Genomic DNA, 18,427 nt, shown 5'->3' on the forward strand with positions numbered 1-18,427 from the left:
TGGATTTTGCCGTTGGGGGAATTGCCGTTAAAGAACGTCCGGCAGACATTGTGAACCTTGGATTGAACGGAAAACGCGGGGATGGTTTTTTTGCGCGCGCGGCATGATGGCACGACGCCCCTGGGATGCGACCCCACGGACCTTGCGCAGGTCGAGGCGGTGGTGAAGGCGTCGGGCACGTCCTTTGGCAAGGGCATGCAGATCCTGCCGCCGGACCGGCGGTACGGGATGTATGCCGTCTATGCCTTCTGTCGCCTGGTCGATGACATAGCCGATGATGAGGGCGAGGCGCAGGACAAGAGCGACCGGCTCGACGCATGGCGCGCGCGGATCGCGCGGCTGTATGCGGGACAGGCGGACGACGCGCTTGATCGCGTGCTGCTGGCGACCATCCGCATGTTCGGCCTGCGGCAGGAGGATTTCAATGCCGTGATCGACGGCATGGAAATGGATGCGCGCGGCCCCATCGTCGCCCCGGACGAGGCGACGTTCGACCTGTATTGCGACCGCGTCGCCTCCGCCGTGGGGCGCCTGTCGGTGCGGGTGTTCGGCGATGCCTCGGCCGAAGCTGACAGGGTCGCCTATCACCTTGGGCGCGCATTGCAGATCACCAACATCCTGCGTGACGTGGCGGAGGATGCGCGGATCGGGCGTCTGTACCTGCCTGCCGAACTGCTGTCGCGGTTCGATGTGCCGCTGACGCCGGAAGGTGCGTGCCACGCGCCGGGACTGGATTCGGTGGGGCGCATCCTGGCCGGGCGGGCGCGTGACCATTTCCGCGCCGCCGATGCCGCGATGCGCCGGTGCAACCGCCGCGCCATGCGTCCCGCGCGTGTGATGGAGGCGACCTATGCCGCGATCCTCGCAGCACAGGAACGTCAGGGATGGCGCGACCTGTCGCATCGTGTGTCGCTCTCACGCCCGCGCAAGCTGCTGATTGCCGCCCGCGCACTGGTGGCCTGATCCATGAGCGGGCATATCCATATCGTCGGCGGTGGCCTTGCCGGCCTGTCGGCGGCGGTCGAACTGGCCGGGGTGGGGGAACATGTTTCGCTGTACGAGGCCGGGCCGGCCTGTGGCGGGCGGGCGCGTTCGTATGAGGACAGGCACCTTGGCTGCCGTATCGACAATGGCAATCACCTGCTGCTGTCGGGCAACCGGGCGGTCAACCGCTATCTTGGCCTGATTGGCGCGCAGGATACGCTGACGGGACCGTCGCGCCCGGTCTTTCCCTTCATGGACCTTGGGGACAGGGCACGCTGGACGCTGGACCTGTCGCGCGGGAAAATCCCGCTATGGGTGCTGTCGCGCCGTCGCCGCGTGCCGGGCATGCGACTGGGTGAACTGCGCAGCCTGATGCGCCTGATGGAGGCGGACCCCGACGTCGTGGTGTCGGAATGCCTGCAACCCGGCGCACTGTCATCGCGCCTGCTGGAACCGTTTGCGATTTCCGTCCTCAACACCATGCCCGATGTCGGCAGTGCGGCCCTGCTGGGTGCGGTGGTGCGTGAAAGCCTGGCGCAGGGGGGACGACACTGCCTGCCGCGCTTCCCGCGTGAAGGGCTGTCCGAAAGTTTCGTCGATCCCGCGCTGTCGCACCTCGCGCTCATGAAGGCGGAGGTCCATACCGGCGTGCGCATCAGCGCGGTGGAGGTGGAGGACGGGCATGTCACGATGCTGCGCGCCACGGGGCAGGAGATCCCGGTCGGGCCGGGCGATGCGGTCATCATGGCGACGCCCGCGCCGGTTGCGTCCTCCCTGCTTGACGGGCGCGTGCCCGGCTTCAGCGCCCCGGATGAGTTCGAGGCCATCGTGAACGCGCATTTCGCCCTGCCTTATGCCCCCGTGGCGACCGGCGCGCTGGCGCAGGCGCGCTTCATCGGCCTTGTGGGCGGCATCAGCGAATGGGTGTTCATCAAGGGGCATATCCTGTCGGTGACCGTCAGTGCCGCCAACCGTTACGCCGCATGCGATACCGATGCGCTGGCCCGCACCATCTGGGGTGAGGTGCGCGCGGCCCTTGATCCCGCGCTGACCGTTGCCCTGCCGGTGGAGATGCCCCCCATGCGCATCGTGCGGGAAAAGCGTGCGACCTTTGCCGCGACCCCTGCGCAGGACCGCCTGAGGCCGGGCACGCGCACGATGCTGCCGAACCTGATGCTGGCCGGGGACTGGACGGAAACCGGCCTGCCCGCCACAATCGAGGGGGCGCTGCGCTCCGGCGTTGCGGCCGCACGGGCCACCCGCCAGCGTCACGGCGGGTAAGGTCCCCTGATAAACTGATAAAAGTTTTTGGTGAAGCTTTTTGCAAAAAGCTTCAAAGAACGCCGCCTTTTTGAAAAAAGGCGGCACCCAAAAACTTTTTGAAATCTGGAACAGGCCCCTGTCGCAGGATGGGGGAGACATGGAACAATGGCGCAGAAACCCGAAACGACGACCCGCAAGGCCCCGGCCCGCAAGACCACCACGACGCGCAGGACGGCCGCGACACGTGCGGTAAAGCTGGATGCGCCCCTGCCTGCGGCGGACCTCGATGCTGCCGTCACCCGTGCTCAGGCCGCGCTGGGACAGCGGCAGGATGCGGACGGGCACTGGGTTTTCGATCTGGAGGCCGACGCCACCATCCCGGCCGAATATGTCCTGCTGGAACATTTCCTCGACCGGATCGACCCTGCGCTGGAAAAGCGGATCGGTGTCTACCTGCGCCGCATCCAGGGTGCGCATGGTGGCTGGCCCCTGTATGAAAATGGCGAATTCGACCTCTCCGCATCGGTGAAGGCGTATTTCGCGCTCAAGGCTGTTGGTGACGACCTCAACGCCCCGCACATGGTCCGCGCGCGTGAGGCGATCCTGAGCCATGGCGGCGCGGAACGCACCAACGTCTTCACCCGCCTGCAGCTTGCCCTGTTTGGCGAGGTGCCGTGGCATGCCGCGCCTGCCATGCCGGTCGAACTGATGCTGATGCCGCGCAGGGCGCTGTTTTCGATATGGAACATGTCGTACTGGTCGCGCACGGTCATTGCCCCCCTGCTGGTGCTGGGGGCGGTGCGGCCATGCGCGCTCAATCCGCGCGGCATCCATATCCCCGAACTGTTCGTCACCCCGCCGGACAGGGTGCGTGACTGGGTCCGGGGGCCGTACCGCTCCCGCTGGGGATATGTGTTCCAGTATCTGGACAGGGTGCTGCACCCGGCGGAGCGGTTTTTCCCGCGCAAAACCCGCCGTCGCGCCATCCGTGCCGCCGTGGACTTTATTGAAAAGCGCCTCAACGGCGTGGACGGACTGGGCGCGATCTATCCCGCCATGGCCAATACGGTCATGATGTTCCGCGCGCTTGGCGTGCCCGACAGCGACCCGCGCGCGGTGACGGCGTGGGAGGCGGTGCAGCGCCTGCTGGTCAACCAGGGCAAGGAAACCTATTGCCAGCCCTGCGTGTCGCCCATCTGGGATACCGGCCTTGCGGGGCACGCCATGATGGAATCCGCCGCCGGTCCCGATGGCATCGCGCCTGAGGAGACGAAGCGGAAACTGGCGAAGGCCACCGAATGGCTGCGTGGCCGCCAGATCCTTGATGTGAAGGGCGACTGGGCGATGAACAGCCCGGATGTGAAGCCCGGTGGCTGGGCGTTCCAGTACAACAACGACTACTACCCCGACGTGGACGATACGGCGGTGGTCGGCATGCTGCTGCACCGTGAGGGCGATCCCGCGAATGCCGAGGCGGTGGAGCGCGCGCGTCACTGGATCATCGGCATGCAGAGCAGCAATGGCGGATGGGGCGCGTTCGACATCGACAATGACCTCGACGTGCTCAACCACATTCCCTTTGCCGATCATGGCGCGTTGCTTGACCCGCCGACCGCCGATGTCACGGCGCGCTGCATTTCCTTCCTCGCACAGCTTGATAACTGGGAAGACCGCCCGTGCATCGAACGCGGCCTTGATTACCTGCGCAGGGAGCAGGAGGCGGACGGGTCGTGGTTCGGCCGGTGGGGCACCAACTACATCTATGGCACATGGTCGGTGCTGTGTGCGCTGAACGTGGCGAATGTGCCAAAGGACGACCCGATGGTCATCCGCGCCACCGACTGGCTGCGGCGCAAGCAGCGCGCCGATGGTGGCTGGGGCGAAGGCTGCGAGTCCTATGAAGGCGGCCCGCATGGCGAATATGGGCAGAGCCTGCCGTCGCAGACCGCATGGGCCGTGCTGGGCATGATGGCGGCCGGCCTGAAGGATGACAGGGCGGTCGCGCGCGGGGTGGCGTATCTGGCGCGCACGCAGGGCAAGGACGGCGAATGGGCGGAAGAGCCGTATAACGCCGTCGGTTTCCCCAAGGTGTTCTACCTGCGGTATCATGGATACCGGCAGTTCTTCCCGCTGATGGCGCTGTCGCGCTATCGCAACCTGCACAACAGCAACAGCGGCCATGTGGGGTACGGATTCTGATCATGGACAACAGCAGCCAGGCCACGGCGGTGGCGCCTTTCACCCGTCTCGGGATCGTGGTCGGGATGGAGGCCGAGGCCGCCCTGATCCGCCCGTTCTTCCCCGCCGCGCGATTTGGCATCAGTGGCGCGACGCTGGATGGTGCGCGGCGTGCGACCTCCATCCTGCTGACGTCCGGGGTGGATGCGGTGCTGTCGTTCGGGCTTGCCGCCGGACTGGACCCGGCGCTGTATCCGGGGATCGTTCTGCTGCCGCGCCATGTCGTGGTCGATGGCACGCGCATTCCGACCGATCCGGCCCTTTCCGACTGGCTCGGGCAGGGATTGCGGACCGTGCGGCGCGGGGACCTGCTACACAGTGATGTGATCGTCTCCGACCGGAAGGAGAAGGCCGAACTGTTCGCCCAGAGCGGGTGCGAAGGGCTGGATATGGAAAGCGGCGTGGTGGCGACGCTGTGTTCGGAGCGCAAGGTACCGTTCGCGGTCCTGCGTATCGTGTGCGACCCGGCGGACCGCACGCTGCCGCCCGCCGCCGTGGTGGCGTTGCAGCCGGGCGGGGGAATCGCGCTTGGGGCGATCCTGCGCAATGTGCTGGCCCATCCGGGGCAGATCCCGGCCCTGATCGCAGTGGGGCGGGACGCGGGCATGGCCCGCAAGGCCGCGCGCGCCATGTTGCGGCGGCGGTTTGACCCGGACTGATGGGGGGCGCCTTTGTCTGGGAAAGGCGGCGTTCTTTTTGAAGCTTTTTGAAAAAAGCTTCACCAAAAACTTTTATTATTTCAGGCAGTTATCTGGACTGCCTTTTGAGGTGTTTGCTGACGGGCCGGTTTCCAAAGGGCAATGCCCTTTGGCGGGTCAAGGGCAGCGCCCTTGAAGATGACGTGTCGTCACGCATAGGCGCTATGTGGCTTCCCATGCAGGTACCGGGCATCAGCCATATGTGGAATATCGCGCTGTTTTTGCGCTACGTTTCAAATAATGACAGCAATCCGGCGCGGGTACCGCACGTTCGCGATGCAGCACCGGCAATGCGGAATTGATTCGCGTCAATGTGTCGCGGGTTCGATAGTCGATAGGATGTCGCCGGTTATCGGGAAAGGAAAGACGGGCATGACAAAGGCTGTTCTGGCATTGAATGCAGGGTCATCCAGCCTGAAATTCGCCCTGTTCCGCATCGACCCGACCGATACCCCCGCAAGCCCCAGCCACCGCATCGCCTCGGGCGAGGTGGAGGGCATCGGCACCCATCCGCATTTCCGCGCCAAGGATGCCAGTGGCAAGGTCCTGATTGATGAAAGCTGGGACGCCCATGCGGGTGGCCCGGATGCCCACCATGGTCCCATGGCCACCCTGATGGAGTGGGTGGGGCAGCATCTTGGCGGGATCGAACTGATGGGGGTGGGGCACCGCGTCGTCCATGGCGGGCCGAATTTCATCCGCCCGGTGCGCATCACGCCCGATGTGCTGGCCGCCCTGTCGGCACTGACGCCGTTCGCCCCGCTGCACCAGCCCGGCAGCCTCGCGCCCGCCCGCGCCCTGATGGCGCAGCGGCCGGACCTGCCGCAGGTCGCGTGCTTCGATACCGCTTTCCACCACACCATGCCCGCTGTTGCGCAGGCGCAGGCCCTGCCGCGTTCCTATGCCGACAAGGGGGTGCGGCGGTACGGGTTCCATGGGCTGTCATACGAATATATCGCCAACTGCCTGCGCGAACGCGCGCCGCGCCTTGCGGCGGGGCGCTGCATCGTGGCGCATGTCGGCAGCGGGGCCAGCCTGTGCGCCCTGCATGAAGGGCACAGCATCGACACGACGATGGGCTTTTCGGTGCTCGACGGCCTGATGATGGGCACGCGCTGCGGCCATCTCGATCCCGGTGTGATCCTCTACATGCTCAAGGAAGAGGGGCTGGGCGCGGCCGAGGTCGAGACGGTGCTGTATCACCATTCCGGCCTGCTGGGCATGTCGGGCGTGTCGAACGACATGCGCGACCTGCATGCCCGCGCCGCCCACGATCCCGCCGTCAGCGCGGCGCTGGACCTGTTCGTCTACCGCTTCGTGCAGGAGGCGGGGATGATGGCCGCGTCGCTGCAGGGGCTGGACGGGCTGGTGTTCACGGCGGGCATTGGCGAAAATGACGCCATCGTGCGGGCCGCGATCTGTGCGCGGCTGCAATGGCTGGGGGTGCGGCTGGACGAGGCCGCGAATACCGCGAACAGCGAAATCATCAGCACATCCGACAGCACGGTCGAGGTGCGGGTCATTCCCACGGATGAGGAAACGACGATCCGCCGCCATGTGATGATGTGTCTGGCGTAACGGACACGGACAATTTGTTTCGAAAGGGACGCAGATGAGTGAGACAGCATCCGCCACGCCGTTATCGGCGCAGGAACTGGCGTTAATGAACAAGTGGTGGCACGCCGCCAACTACCTGTCGATTGCACAGATCTACCTGCTGGCCAACCCGCTCCTGCGTGAGCCGCTGAAGCTTGAGGACACCAAGCCGCGCCTGCTGGGGCACTGGGGCACGACGCCGGGACTGAACTTCCTGTATGTGCACCTCAACCGCATCATCCGTGAACAGGACCGCAGCATCCTGTTCGTCGCGGGACCGGGCCACGGGGCGCCGGGCGTCATCGCCAACACCTACCTTGAAGGCACCTATAGCGAGTATTTCCCCGAAGTGTCGCAGGACGCGGACGGGCTTGCGCGCCTGGTCAAGCAGTTCTCCTTCCCCGGCGGGATCCCGAGCCACGCTGCGCCGACGACGCCGGGTTCCATCAACGAAGGCGGCGAGCTTGGCTATTCCCTGTCACATGCCTATGGCGCGGTGTTCGACAATCCCGACCTGATCGCCGCCTGCGTCGTCGGCGATGGCGAGGCCGAGACCGGGCCACTGGCGACATCGTGGCACAGCAACAAGTTCCTTGACCCCAAGACCGATGGCGCGGTCCTGCCGATCCTGCACCTCAACGGCTACAAGATCGCGAACCCCACCGTGCTGGCGCGCATCTCGCCCGAGGAACTGCTCTCCCTGTTCAGGGGCTATGGCTACGACCCGATCGTGGTGGAAGGCGACGTGCCCGACGTGGTGCATCAGGCCATGGCAAGTGCGATGAACACCGCGTTCGCCCGCATCGACGCCATCCAGAAGGCCGCGCGCACCGAAGGCAAGACCGAACGGCCCGCATGGCCCATGATCATCATGCGCACGCCCAAGGGCTGGACCTGCCCCAAGACGGTGGACGGCCTGCGGGTCGAGGGCTACTGGCGCGCCCATCAGGTGCCCTTTACCGACATGGCCAACCCCGCGCACCTCAAGCTGCTTGACGAATGGCTGCACAGCTACAAGCCCGAAGAGCTGTTCGACGAAAACGGCACGCTGGTGCCCGAGGTCGCGGCACTGGCGCCCAAGGGCAACCGCCGCATGAGCGCCAATCCCCACGCCAATGGCGGCCTGCTGCGCCGGGACCTGCGCCTGCCGGATGTGGCCCCCTATGCCGTGACGGTGGAATCGCCGGGCCATGCGCTGGGTGAGGGTACGCGCGTGCTGGGCACGTGGCTGCGTGACGTGATGAAGGAAAACCTGCCGTCGCGTAATTTCCGCGTGCTGGCGCCGGATGAAAACAATTCCAACCGCCTTAACGCCGTGCTCGACGTCACGAACCGCGCATGGAACGCCGAGACGTTCGATTACGATGACCATCTGTCCGTTGATGGCCATGTGATGGAAATCCTGAGCGAGCATACCTGCCAGGGCTGGCTGGAAGGCTACCTGCTGACGGGCCGCCATGGCTTCATGTCGTGCTACGAGGCGTTCATCCACATCGTCGATTCGATGGTCAACCAGCATGCCAAGTGGATCAAGCAGGCGGATGAAGTGGCATGGCGCGCGCCGATCGCCTCTCTCAACTACCTGCTGACATCGCATGTCTGGCGTCAGGACCATAACGGGTTCAGCCATCAGGACCCCGGCTTCATCGACCATGTCCTGAACAAGAAGGCCAAGACCGTCCGCGTGTACCTGCCGCCCGATGCGAATACGCTGCTGTGCACGGCGAAGACCTGCCTGGAAAGCCGCGACCGCGTCAACGTCATCGTGGCGGGCAAGCAGCCTGAGCCGCAGTGGCTGGACATGAACTCCGCCATCGAGCATTGCGCGCAGGGAATCGGCATCTGGGAATGGGCCAGCAACGACAAGGGCGGTGAACCCGACGTCGTCATCGCCTGTGCCGGTGACGTGCCGACCATCGAGGCGCTGGCCGCGACACAGCTTCTGAACGAGCATCTGCCGGACCTGAAGGTGCGCGTCATCAACGTCGTGAACCTGCTGACGCTGCAGACCCCGCAGGAACATCCCGACGGTCTGGACGATGCATCGTTCGACAGCCTGTTCACGGTGGACAAGCCGGTGATCTTCGCCTTCCACGGCTATCCCGCGCTGATCCACAAGCTGATCTACAAGCGGACCAACTGCCGCAACTTCCACGTCCATGGCTATCGCGAGGAAGGTTCGACCACGACGCCGTTCGACATGACGGTGCGCAACAATCTGGACCGGTTCCATCTGGTGCAGAACGTGATCCGCCGTGTGCCGGCCCTTGCGGTCAAGGCGGCCTATGCCAACCAGTTGATCAATGACAAGCTGAACGAGCACAAGCGTTACGTCGCGCAGTACGGGCAGGACCTGCCGGAAGTGCGCAACTGGCGCTGGTCGTAAGGCACCAGCGATCTGGCCCGGATCATCCGATCCGGGTCCGGTGACTGGAGACCGGCAATGGGCATGGCCTGTTGCCGGTTTTTTTGTGGGTGGCGTTCTGGTTCTTCTTTGGGAAAAGGAGCGGAAGATTTCTGTATATGAAAAGACTGCTTATGAAATGTTGAGACAGTCATCCTGAAGTTTCCGGGTGCCGCCTTTTGATCGAAAAGGCGGCTGTTCTTCTGAAGCTTTTTGAAAAAAGCTTCACCAAAAACTTCTGAAAATCTTCCTGTCATTCCAGACAGGGCAAAAAATACCCGTCCCCGGTTATTTTTCGCATAACCGGGAACGGGTACTTCGGCCCGTTCGTTACGTATGGGCCGTCGTGTGGATTACTGCTGGAACAGATGCGCGAGGAAGTTCTGCTTCTCCAGCGAGATCGGCAGCGTGGTGTTGGTCAGCGCCACACCCTGCCAGCCCGCGCCGATGGCGGTATACAGGTCGATCGCATCCTGCAGCCGCTCCAGCCGCGCCATGGCCTCGGCGTTCTGCGCGTTCAGGGTGGTGCGCTCCGTGGTCAGGACTTCAAGGAACCCGACCAGACCGGCGCTGTAGAGCTTGCGGGCGCGCTCGCTCGCCAGGCTGCTGTCCTCGGCGGCCTTGGCCAGCAGTTCGGTATGTTCCTCGTCATCATGCCAAGCGGCCATTGCGTCCTCGACTTCCTTGAAGCCCTTGAGGACGGTCTGGCGGTAGTTCAGGCGGCTGGCTTCGGCGGCGGCCTGCGTCGCGCGCACCTGCGAGGTCATCTTGCCGCCATGCATCAGCGGCAGCGACGCCATCATCAGGAACTGCCAGCTCATGGTGGCGGCTTCCGTCATCTGCGACATGACCGATGCATTCGGGTTGAAGCTGATGGGGATGCTGAAATTGGGGTAAAGCTGCGACACCGCCATGCCGATCCGCGCCGTGGCCTCGGCATACTGGCGTTCGGCCGTGCGGATGTCAGGACGGTTGGCAAGGACGATGGAGGGCAGGGTGGCGGGGAATTCCGGCACCTTGGGCAGGGGCTTGGGCACCTTCAGTTCAATTTCGGACGTGCCGGGCATCTGCCCCATCAGCACGTCGATCGCATGCGTGATCTGGGAGATATGGGTCTTGAGCGGTTCGCGCGCGGCGGTCTGGGAATCCAGTTCCGCCTTGGCCTGCGCGATCTGCATGGTGTTGCCCACACCTTCGAGATACAGGCGGTTGGTCAGGTCATACGCATCCTGCGCCACATGGATGTTGTTGTTCGCGATTTCCAGCCGCAACTGCTGGTCACGCAGCATCATGTAATCGCTGGCCACTTCCGACAGGATCATGACCATCAGGGCGCGGCGTTCCTCGATCGTGGCCTGGACGGCGTATTTCTGCGCCTCCACGCTGCGGCGGATGCGGCCGAAGACGTCAAGCTGCCAGCTTCCGGCCATGCCATAGGTCAGGTAGTTCGCATCCGGGTGGTTGGCCGGGTTGCCGGGGCGGAGCGGCCAGTTTTCGATGTTGATCGAATACCGGACGTTACCGCCGCCCGCATCGGCGTCAAGCTGCGGATACCACTGCGATGCCTGCACGTCGCGGATCGCGCGTTCCGCAAGGATGTGCTGCCCCGCCGCCTGCAGGTCGTAATTGCCTGCGATCGCCTTGTCGATCAGCTTGTCGAGTTCAGGATCCTTGAACAGGTGCCACCACTGTTTCAGTTCCTTGTCGGTATCCTCGATCTCTTCCTTGGTCGCGGGATGGTCGTCCTCGGTGAAGCGGGCGGGCAGCTTCATGCGGTCGGGCTGGTAACGCGGCCCGACCGTGCAACCGGCCAGCAGCAGGGCAGCACTCAGGAACAGGCCGGTCTTGCGGGTGATCGTGGTGATATTCATCTTTGTGCCTGGCGCCTTACAGGTGGTCTTGCAACCACGTCGTCAGATGGCCGCGTTGCGTGCGGGACTGTGGGCCGACGCTGATGGTCGCCGTCATGCCCGCGGCAAGGGTGATGCTGTCGGGAACATGATCCAGATGGATGCGCACCGGAATACGCTGCGCCAGACGCACCCAGGTGAAGATCGGGCTGACGTCCTGCAGGCCAAGGCCGTCGGGCCTGCCGTTCTGGTCATTGATACCGCGTGCGATACTGACGACATGGCCGGGCAGGATGTCCTTGTATCCCATCAGCTTGACGCGTGCCTCGTCGCCGACATGCACGCCCCACATCTTCGTTTCCTCGAAATACCCGTTGACCCAGTAGGAGTCGGCGTCGATCACCGCAAGGCGCGCATGCCCCGCCGTCACGTAATCGCCCACCCGCAGGTTCAGGTTGGTGATGTTGCCGTTGACCGGCGAATACAGGATGGAGCGCTGCAGGTTCAGCTTCGCCAGGTCGAGTGCCGCGCGCGCCGCGTCAACGGCCGCGATCTGTGTCGCCACGTTGGAGTTGAAGACCTCCTGCTCTTCCGCCGAAACGATACCGCCCAGTCCCATGCGGCGGCGGGCATCGTTCTGCTTGAGCTTCAGGTCCTCGAGCGCACCGTCAAGGCGGGCCTGCGCCTCGCGGATGGCAAGGTGGAAGCGGACCGGGTCAAGCACGAACAGGGGGTCGCCCTTGTGGACGTACTGGTTGTCCACCACCGGCAGCTGGACCACCGTGCCGGACACTTCGGGGGCGACATCGACCACATAGACGCGCACACGTCCGTCACGTGTCCACGGGGCAATCATGTAGGTGTCCCATAAGGTGACGCCCATGACGATGGCCATCGCCACGACCGCCAGGGTCAGTACCACACGGATCAGGGTGCGCAAGAGAGGCATGGTGGATTCTCGAACCTTTTCGGCGACAGTCAGATGTACAGGATCATCAGGCAGAGGACGCAAGTGTAGAGCGCGACCTCGAACAGGGCGAGATGCCAGAACCATTTCATGATACCGCTCCACCATAACAGGGAGCGCAGCAGCATGGTTACAGGCAGTGCCGCGATGGCATAGACGACAATCGGTGCCATGAAGACACCGAAGAGGTTGAATTCGGTCAGCATCAGGCGGTTCTCATTCCGAACGGGCCAGTCGTGGACGATACGGGCAGGGTCAGGCGGTTGTCGGCGCCGGGCATGTCCGCCGCCATCTGTAGCGGACCATGGCGATGGAAGAAACCGGGGATTGCCCCGATCAGCAGCGATGCCTGTTCCAGGCACGCGGCAATGCGGCGTGTGGGCGTATGGGCGGGCAGTCCGCGGCGGTCAAGGTGCGACAGCAGCGTAAGCGCGGTCGCCCGCAGTGTCTGGACCGTCTGGGCCGGGTCGGAACGCAGGTAACGGAACGCGCCAAGCGCCTCCATCACGCGCACGCGGTCGTCCTCGTGAATGGCGGGCGAGGTGACAAGCGTGCGCAGCCGCACCAGCACCCGCCCCAGCGAGACCGCCATGAAGGCCGCATCCGTCAGTTCATAGACCCGCCCCGGCGGGGAAACGAGGGAGAAGCGCTGGATAATGCGCAGTATTTTCTGCATCTGCAGGTTCTCCCACACCGGCCATTCGATATGCTGGCCCAGTGGCCTGCGCGCCAGGTTTTCGGTCGCGCGCGCGATCGACGCCACCAGCCGCCCCGAGTCGAGGCGGTGATCGGCCGGCAGGATGACGCGGAACACCAGCGCGATGGACACCACGCCCAGCGCGAAGGCCAGCCATGTATTCATCAGCGAAAGGTCGCTGTAGGTAATGGGATTGCGGATCTGCACCATGGCGTTGAAGAACACGGCATAGCCGAATCCGCGCATTGCGTGGCGCGGATGGAACTGGATCCATATCCCCGGCAGCAGGCACACCGACAGCGACAGCCACAGCAGCGGATAGCCGTCGATGCGCGGCAGCAGGAAAGTCTGGCAGATGAAGGCGGCGGGAATGGCCGCCAGCGTACCGCTTGCGAACATCACGCTGGCGCGCGACGCCAGCGGGCTTGTCGCCAGCAGGCACGATGCCGGGATCAGGTAGGTCAGCATGTTCGCCCCGTGCGTCCAGCGGCAGACATACCAGAACAGGCAGCCCAGCAGCGTCACGCACGCGCCGCGCGTGCCGTTGCGCAGGGCGGCGGGCCAGTCGAAATACAGCTTCAGCCCGATGGGACGGACATGTTCCTGCGGCCCCATGAAATCATCCAGCGCCGCGCATAGCTGCGCCAGCACGTCGCGTTCATTGTCGATGAAGGCGATGGTCGGCAGGTCCTGCGTCTGTTCGCCCAGTTCGTCGAGTTCGGCCATCGCCGCGCGGATGCGCCGGCGGATGGGGCGCATGTTGTCGCGCGCCTCCAGGTGCAGGTCCTCGGGCGGGAGGGTCGCGAAATAACGCATGATCTCCTGGCGGATGTGACGCGCCGCGCGCGCCTGCGGCGTCAGCGGCGGCTCATCCTGCCAGATGGGGTGATGCGCGCTCAGCAGTCCCAGCAGGCGCGCAACGCCGCCACGCAGGCCACGCGCGCGCAGGCTGACGCTGTAATTGTCGGCGGCGGCGTATTCGATTGCCTCCACCAGGGCATTGGCCTGCGACAGCAGGCGCGCGCGCTGGTCATATGACGTGATGGACATGGCGCGGAACGACAGTGGCTGCCCTGCGTCATCGGGCATGGAGGTCGCATCGTTCCATGACGCATCGGTCGGCTGCGCAAAGTGCGAGGTGATGTTGCGCAGCACCTGGTCGATCTGGCGTATGACCTTTTCGGGGTGGCTGATGTTCGTCAGCAGGAAGACGAACGCCGTGCTCAGGATTCCCACCGTCACCGCCGACAGGCGCGACATCGCGGCCATGAAGATATGGTCCGGCTCGCTGAAGGCGGAGACGGAGATCAGGATGATGGTATAGCCCGTCAACACCGCCGCATATGCCTTGTAGAACCGCAGCAGGGTGGACACGCAGCACGCCAGCCCGATGATGAGCGACAGCCCCATGAAATACAGGACCGGCGATTGCGGGAACAGGGCCATCAGCGTGATGGCGGACGTCGCGCCGATGATCGTGCCGAAAATACGCCACACGCTTTTCGACACCATCGCGCCCACGACCGGGTTGGCGACGATCAGCACCGTCGTGACCGAGGACATCGGCGTCTGGAGTTGCAGGTCGAAGGCAAGGAACAGCGCAAGCCCCACCGCCAGCAGCGTGCGGATGCTGTAGGCAATCGTCGGGCGCACCGTCTTCCAGTCGGGGAAAACGAAGGTTCCCAGCCGGAGCAGGGGCTGTGACAGCGCGCCGTGGGGTGGGATCAGCCTCATGAACGGACGGAGGCCTCCGTCGCCATGCGGCCCGTGCACAGGTTGGCTTCGATCCGGTCGAACACGGAATAGCACGCCGTCAGTTCGGAATCCGAAATGCCCGACAGCAGGCGGTGCGACACGGCATCCACCGCATCGCGCACCTGGCGTTCGATGCGTTCGCCCTCCATCGTCAGGCGCACCAGCTTGGAGCGGCGGTCCTCCTGATCGCGGGAGCGGAACACGAGGCCACGGCGTTCCAGCACGTCAAGCAGGCGTGCGACGGACGGGGCCTCGATCTCAAGGGCGCGGGCAAGGTCGGTCTGGCGCACCGGCGGCAGCAGCAGGCCCAGATACAGGACGGGCCGCCAGGTGGCTTCGGTCAGGCCGTAATCGCGCAGGTCATGGTCCACCTGCCGCCGCCATGCCATGCCAAGGCGCGCCAGCCTGCGTCGGAAGGACCGTTCTCGTTCAAGGCGCTCGGTATCGGCCATTGCATCCTGCCAGCCGGGTTGGAAAAAATCATGAGCATGCAAACTATTTGCCTGCTTACGATTGCGTGCAGTCGCACGTTTCCAGAAAAACAGTCCGGGAGCCAATGCAATTTCGTCATGGATACCATCTGACAATGATGTGCATCAATGACGATGGCAGGGATGCGGCAGTCACGATGGCGGGGGCGGCGGCCCCCGATGTCGCGTCAGGCGCTGGGGCGACGTCCCGTCATGGTCCGGAACAGGTTCCAGATCGCACGGCCGGTATGGCGTGTCACCGGGCCGGCGACGGTGCCGACCACGGCGGACAGGGCCACCGTCTGGCGCAGTTCGTTAAGGGCGTGTTCGCGGGCGAAGCGGACACGGATTTCTTCGGGCGTCATGTAGGACCGCCGTCCCATGAAGGCGAACATGCATGCGGCGAGGATATCCACCGCAAAGACCGCACCCGACGCGCCGAGCACGCTGAAGCCGAAGGTCTGGTAGAAGAAGGCCCACAGCAGGGCGTGGCCGGTGATGGTCGCGAAACCGCCGAAAACGGCCGCGACAACCAGAAAGGCAGCCTGGCGGCCAAGGCGGATGGCCATCAATTTGCGTAGGGTGAGTTCCCCATCGATGATGGTCTTGCCGATTTCGCCTATTCTCATTGCTGTCGCGTGTCCTCTGGTTTCGTCAGGCTACCAAGCCTTATTTCGTGGCGCGGCCAAGAAAGTAGCCGATTACCGAGAAAATGGCGATAGCCAGAAAGGAACGTCCGCGCGAGCGCGACTTGGCCGGGGCCTCGGCGATTTCACGTGCGTTGGTGGCCAGGTGCTCGGCCTTTTCGACGGCGGTGTGCAGGGCGTGCTTGCCGTGCGTCTGCAGCAGGTTCTCGACGTGGGACTTCAGCGCCTGGAGGTCTTCGTGCGTAACGTGCTTGATGTCTGTCTTGGTCATTTTCTTGTCCTTGCAAAGGGGCGGGCCCGATGATCCTCTGGTAAGGAGGAAGGAAACACTTATAACCTTTTCCCTGGATAGTCAGGTTTCTGTTATCGCATGCCACCTTTCTCCTCACGACTGGTTGTTCGCAATCTCGCCACAATGGCCGGTACCGTGCCCTTCTCCTTTGGCGTTGGCGCCGGGGAGTGTCATGCCCTGCTGGGAACGCGGGGCGAATACCTGTCGATCGTGGCCGATGCGCTGGCCGGTCTCCGGCGTGCGCTCGACGGCAACGTGGTGGTGGGGGGGATCGACGTCACCAATCGTCCGCCCCTCACGCGGATGTGCGGATCATGGAGCGCGCGCGACCCGCTGTTCGCCCACCTGACGGTGTTCGCGAACCTGCTGTTCCCCCTGCGCGTGCGGGGCATCGCCCGTGCGGAGGCGTCCGACCGCGCGCGCCAGGCCGTCGCCCTGCTGGGTCTGGAGGGTCTGGAGGATCTGCGGCCCGACATGCTGGACGAGGAACAGACCCTGCGCGCGGGCCTTGCGCGCGTGCTGGTGACGGCGCCGCCGGTCATCGTGCTGGATGATCCCCTTGCCGCGCTGCCCCCAGACCGCCGCAGCAGCATGCGCAGCTTCCTTGGCCGACTGGTGCGCGCGCGTGACCTGTGCGTGGTGATGACCACCTGCGACCGTGACGATGCGCTGGTGATGGGGGATCGGATCGGATTCGTCCATGGTCCCGACCTGCTGCAGACGGGCACGGCGGCGGACTTGTTCGACCGGCCCGCATGTGATCGCGTCGCCACGGGCTTTGCCGATGCCAACGCCCTGACCGGGCGCGTGGACCGGATCGAGGACGATGTCGCGGTCATCCACCTTCCGGGGGGACTGACGGTGCAGGCCATGGCGGCCCCCGGCCTGGTGGAGGACAGCCTGTGTACCGTATGCGTGCGTCCCGACCGGATCGCGACCCTGTTCCCCGCGCGGCCGGGGGCGATGGGCAGCATTGCCGGCGAGGATGGCGAACCCGCGATGCTGCCGGCGGTGCTGGTGGACATGCGGCACATGGGCACCTACATCCGCATGCGCCTGAGGCTGTCGAACGGTGATGAAATGCTGGTGCGCCGTCCCCCGCTGCAGATCGTGTGCGGGGTGGAACCGGGGCGCCCGGCGCTGCTGGCGTGGCAGGCGGGGCAGGCTATTGCCTTTCCGTTCCGCCATGAAATGCGCTAGCGTCCGACGTGCCGTATTCCTGTGACCGTACCGGTGGTCATGCCGTCTTGCGAAGGTTCTTTCCGCTGTCTTCCCTGCTGTCTTTTCCGATGACCCGTGCGTGTCTTCCCACCCGTCTGTCGCTGCGTCGTGTGGCGTGCCTGTTCACCATGATGGCGCTGGCGGGGGGTGTGCTGGGGGCATCGGACGTGCATGCCCGCGTGGCGTCGCCCATCCATCGCAGGCACCTTGCCGTCCTGACCGTCGCGACACAGGACGACGCCCTGGGCAAGGTGCAGGACCGCGCCTATTTCCAGCCATTCGCCAGGAAGGCGGGAATCCGCGTTGTGCGCCGCACATGGGACGGGCAGGCGGCGACGCTGGCCGCGCATGCCGCGACGGAATCGACACCCGCCACATGGGCGGTGGTGTTTGGCGAGGACAGCGCGATTCGCACCTCGTGCATGCAGGGCAGCCTGGTGCGCCTGGCGGGCAGCGTGGACAATCCCGACGGGTGTGGCGTGGCCGCGCTGCATCCGGCCATCGTGCTGGCGTGGGATCGTGGCTGGCGGCCTTCGTCGCCGCGCTGGGCGGATTTCTGGAACATCGTGCGCTATCCCGGCAAGCGGGGGCTGCGGCGCGATCCGCGCTCCACGCTGGAAATCGCGCTGATGGCCGATGGCGTGGCGCCGCATGACGTGTATGACATGCTCTCCACCGGGCCGGGGATCGACCGGGCGTTCCGCAAGCTGACGCAGTTGCGCCCCTATATCACATGGTGGTCCACGCCCGAGGAGTCCGCCCGTCTGGTGGAAAATGGCAGCGTGCTGATGGGAAGTGTCTTCAGCAATGAAATCGCCAGCCTGCCCGCGCGTCGCCACGATATCGGCGTGCAGTGGGAGCAGAGCCTGGGCGAATGCCTGTCATGGGCCATGGTGCAGGGTGTGGCCCCGGCCATGGCGGGGCAGGCGCGTGACCTGCTGCATTATATAGTACAGCCCGAACAGAAGGATCGCTTTGCCGCCCTGTATCCCATGGGCCAGACGGCGGCCGGGTCGCCGGTGGGGGAACCCACGGCCGACCTGCCCATGAACCCGGACTTCTGGGGCGCGCACCTGCCGGACCTGTCGCAGCGTTTCGCCGACTGGCTGCATGGGCCTGCATGATGCCACCCCCACCCGTTCCCGATGGCCGCGGCATGCTGTTCCTCATGGCGGGGGAATGCGCGCTGACGGCGTTCATCATGGCGGCGCTGATTGTCGTGATGTGCATGCTGGCACGCCGGCGCATGCCGTGGGGGCCTGCGGCGGTGCAGGTCATGCTGCTGCTGGTGCTGCTGCCGGGGGTGGGCGGTGCGCTGTGCCTGCCGCGCCTGCTCGGGGCGGGG

The 18,427-nt window shown here is 64.8% G+C and carries 17 protein-coding genes; 10 read left to right on the forward strand and 7 right to left on the reverse strand.

Annotated elements, in window-relative coordinates; translation table 11 throughout:
• The first annotated feature begins 81 nt into the window (after nucleotides 1–81).
• From hpnD to HNH97_RS06095, 7 genes are all read left to right on the forward strand, one after another.
• Complete coding sequence (hpnD, locus tag HNH97_RS06065) at nucleotides 82–963, forward strand: presqualene diphosphate synthase HpnD (protein ID WP_110913611.1); 882 nt, start codon at nucleotides 82–84, stop codon at nucleotides 961–963.
• Nucleotides 964–966: 3 nt separating this feature from the next.
• Nucleotides 967–2,265, forward strand: coding sequence for a hydroxysqualene dehydroxylase HpnE (gene hpnE, locus HNH97_RS06070; RefSeq protein WP_171790244.1), 1,299 nt, complete (start codon nucleotides 967–969; stop codon nucleotides 2,263–2,265).
• A 147-nt stretch (nucleotides 2,266–2,412) separates the two neighbouring features.
• Nucleotides 2,413–4,446, forward strand: coding sequence for a squalene--hopene cyclase (shc, locus tag HNH97_RS06075; RefSeq protein WP_244949336.1), 2,034 nt, complete (start codon nucleotides 2,413–2,415; stop codon nucleotides 4,444–4,446).
• 2 nt (nucleotides 4,447–4,448) lie between these two features.
• Nucleotides 4,449–5,144, forward strand: a complete 696-nt coding sequence (locus HNH97_RS06080; RefSeq protein ID WP_171790245.1) for a phosphorylase family protein — start codon at nucleotides 4,449–4,451, stop codon at nucleotides 5,142–5,144.
• Between the two features lie 47 nt (nucleotides 5,145–5,191).
• On the forward strand, nucleotides 5,192–5,485 hold the full coding sequence (locus tag HNH97_RS06085) for a hypothetical protein (protein ID WP_171790247.1): 294 nt from the start codon (nucleotides 5,192–5,194) through the stop codon (nucleotides 5,483–5,485).
• A gap of 70 nt (nucleotides 5,486–5,555) precedes the next feature.
• On the forward strand, nucleotides 5,556–6,761 hold the full coding sequence (locus tag HNH97_RS06090) for an acetate/propionate family kinase (RefSeq protein WP_171790249.1): 1,206 nt from the start codon (nucleotides 5,556–5,558) through the stop codon (nucleotides 6,759–6,761).
• 34 nt (nucleotides 6,762–6,795) lie between these two features.
• Nucleotides 6,796–9,165: a phosphoketolase family protein gene (locus HNH97_RS06095; protein ID WP_171790251.1), complete on the forward strand. Its 2,370-nt coding sequence runs from the start codon at nucleotides 6,796–6,798 to the stop codon at nucleotides 9,163–9,165.
• Nucleotides 9,166–9,536: 371 nt separating this feature from the next.
• Here the strand turns inward: HNH97_RS06095 and HNH97_RS06100 are convergent, their stop codons facing one another.
• The 7 genes from HNH97_RS06100 to HNH97_RS06130 form a co-directional block, all read right to left on the reverse strand.
• Nucleotides 9,537–11,054 (reverse strand): efflux transporter outer membrane subunit, encoded by a 1,518-nt coding sequence (locus HNH97_RS06100; RefSeq protein ID WP_171790253.1) that lies wholly within the window; start codon nucleotides 11,052–11,054, stop codon nucleotides 9,537–9,539.
• Between the two features lie 16 nt (nucleotides 11,055–11,070).
• Nucleotides 11,071–11,982, reverse strand: coding sequence for a biotin/lipoyl-binding protein (locus HNH97_RS06105; protein WP_171790254.1), 912 nt, complete (start codon nucleotides 11,980–11,982; stop codon nucleotides 11,071–11,073).
• Nucleotides 11,983–12,011: 29 nt separating this feature from the next.
• Nucleotides 12,012–12,206 (reverse strand): DUF1656 domain-containing protein, encoded by a 195-nt coding sequence (locus HNH97_RS06110; protein WP_003616576.1) that lies wholly within the window; start codon nucleotides 12,204–12,206, stop codon nucleotides 12,012–12,014.
• Nucleotides 12,206–14,431, reverse strand: a complete 2,226-nt coding sequence (locus HNH97_RS06115) for an FUSC family protein (RefSeq protein WP_171790256.1) — start codon at nucleotides 14,429–14,431, stop codon at nucleotides 12,206–12,208. Before HNH97_RS06115 ends, HNH97_RS06110 begins: the two co-directional genes overlap by 1 nt.
• Complete coding sequence (locus HNH97_RS06120) at nucleotides 14,428–14,904, reverse strand: MarR family winged helix-turn-helix transcriptional regulator (RefSeq protein ID WP_110913604.1); 477 nt, start codon at nucleotides 14,902–14,904, stop codon at nucleotides 14,428–14,430. The genes HNH97_RS06115 and HNH97_RS06120 overlap by 4 nt, the downstream gene beginning before the upstream one ends.
• Nucleotides 14,905–15,110: 206 nt before the next feature.
• Nucleotides 15,111–15,551 (reverse strand): hypothetical protein, encoded by a 441-nt coding sequence (locus HNH97_RS06125; protein ID WP_110913603.1) that lies wholly within the window; start codon nucleotides 15,549–15,551, stop codon nucleotides 15,111–15,113.
• Between the two features lie 40 nt (nucleotides 15,552–15,591).
• A complete protein-coding gene (locus tag HNH97_RS06130; RefSeq protein WP_110913602.1) occupies nucleotides 15,592–15,840 on the reverse strand; it encodes a hypothetical protein in 249 nt (82 codons plus the stop codon).
• 99 nt (nucleotides 15,841–15,939) lie between these two features.
• Here HNH97_RS06130 and HNH97_RS06135 point away from each other — a divergent pair, with 99 nt between their 5' ends.
• The 3 genes from HNH97_RS06135 to HNH97_RS06145 all read left to right on the forward strand — a co-directional run.
• On the forward strand, nucleotides 15,940–17,061 hold the full coding sequence (locus HNH97_RS06135; protein ID WP_171790257.1) for an ABC transporter ATP-binding protein: 1,122 nt from the start codon (nucleotides 15,940–15,942) through the stop codon (nucleotides 17,059–17,061).
• Nucleotides 17,062–17,150: 89 nt separating this feature from the next.
• The gene (locus HNH97_RS06140; protein ID WP_110913600.1) at nucleotides 17,151–18,206 is read left to right on the forward strand and encodes an extracellular solute-binding protein; all 1,056 of its coding nucleotides are present in this window, start codon (nucleotides 17,151–17,153) and stop codon (nucleotides 18,204–18,206) included.
• Nucleotides 18,203–18,427 (forward strand): hypothetical protein (locus tag HNH97_RS06145; RefSeq protein WP_171790259.1); only part of this gene is annotated, 225 nt, incomplete at its 3' end. The genes HNH97_RS06140 and HNH97_RS06145, both read left to right, overlap by 4 nt.

The organism is Gluconacetobacter entanii, from assembly GCF_013155425.1.
Classification (GTDB): Bacteria; Pseudomonadota; Alphaproteobacteria; order Acetobacterales; family Acetobacteraceae; genus Novacetimonas; species Novacetimonas entanii.

Coding starts and splice junctions, on each gene's coding strand:
- HNH97_RS06080 (WP_171790245.1), top strand. CDS start 4,449: ATGGACAACAGCAGCCAGGCCACGGCGGTGGCGCCTTTCACCCGTCTC.
- shc (WP_244949336.1), top strand. CDS start 2,413: ATGGCGCAGAAACCCGAAACGACGACCCGCAAGGCCCCGGCCCGCAAG.
- HNH97_RS06140 (WP_110913600.1), top strand. CDS start 17,151: ATGACCCGTGCGTGTCTTCCCACCCGTCTGTCGCTGCGTCGTGTGGCG.
- HNH97_RS06095 (WP_171790251.1), top strand. CDS start 6,796: ATGAGTGAGACAGCATCCGCCACGCCGTTATCGGCGCAGGAACTGGCG.
- HNH97_RS06125 (WP_110913603.1), bottom strand. CDS start 15,551: ATGAGAATAGGCGAAATCGGCAAGACCATCATCGATGGGGAACTCACC.
- HNH97_RS06110 (WP_003616576.1), bottom strand. CDS start 12,206: ATGCTGACCGAATTCAACCTCTTCGGTGTCTTCATGGCACCGATTGTC.
- HNH97_RS06105 (WP_171790254.1), bottom strand. CDS start 11,982: ATGCCTCTCTTGCGCACCCTGATCCGTGTGGTACTGACCCTGGCGGTC.
- HNH97_RS06135 (WP_171790257.1), top strand. CDS start 15,940: ATGCCACCTTTCTCCTCACGACTGGTTGTTCGCAATCTCGCCACAATG.
- HNH97_RS06130 (WP_110913602.1), bottom strand. CDS start 15,840: ATGACCAAGACAGACATCAAGCACGTTACGCACGAAGACCTCCAGGCG.
- HNH97_RS06100 (WP_171790253.1), bottom strand. CDS start 11,054: ATGAATATCACCACGATCACCCGCAAGACCGGCCTGTTCCTGAGTGCT.
- HNH97_RS06120 (WP_110913604.1), bottom strand. CDS start 14,904: ATGGCCGATACCGAGCGCCTTGAACGAGAACGGTCCTTCCGACGCAGG.
- hpnE (WP_171790244.1), top strand. CDS start 967: ATGAGCGGGCATATCCATATCGTCGGCGGTGGCCTTGCCGGCCTGTCG.
- HNH97_RS06115 (WP_171790256.1), bottom strand. CDS start 14,431: ATGAGGCTGATCCCACCCCACGGCGCGCTGTCACAGCCCCTGCTCCGG.
- HNH97_RS06090 (WP_171790249.1), top strand. CDS start 5,556: ATGACAAAGGCTGTTCTGGCATTGAATGCAGGGTCATCCAGCCTGAAA.
- hpnD (WP_110913611.1), top strand. CDS start 82: ATGGTTTTTTTGCGCGCGCGGCATGATGGCACGACGCCCCTGGGATGC.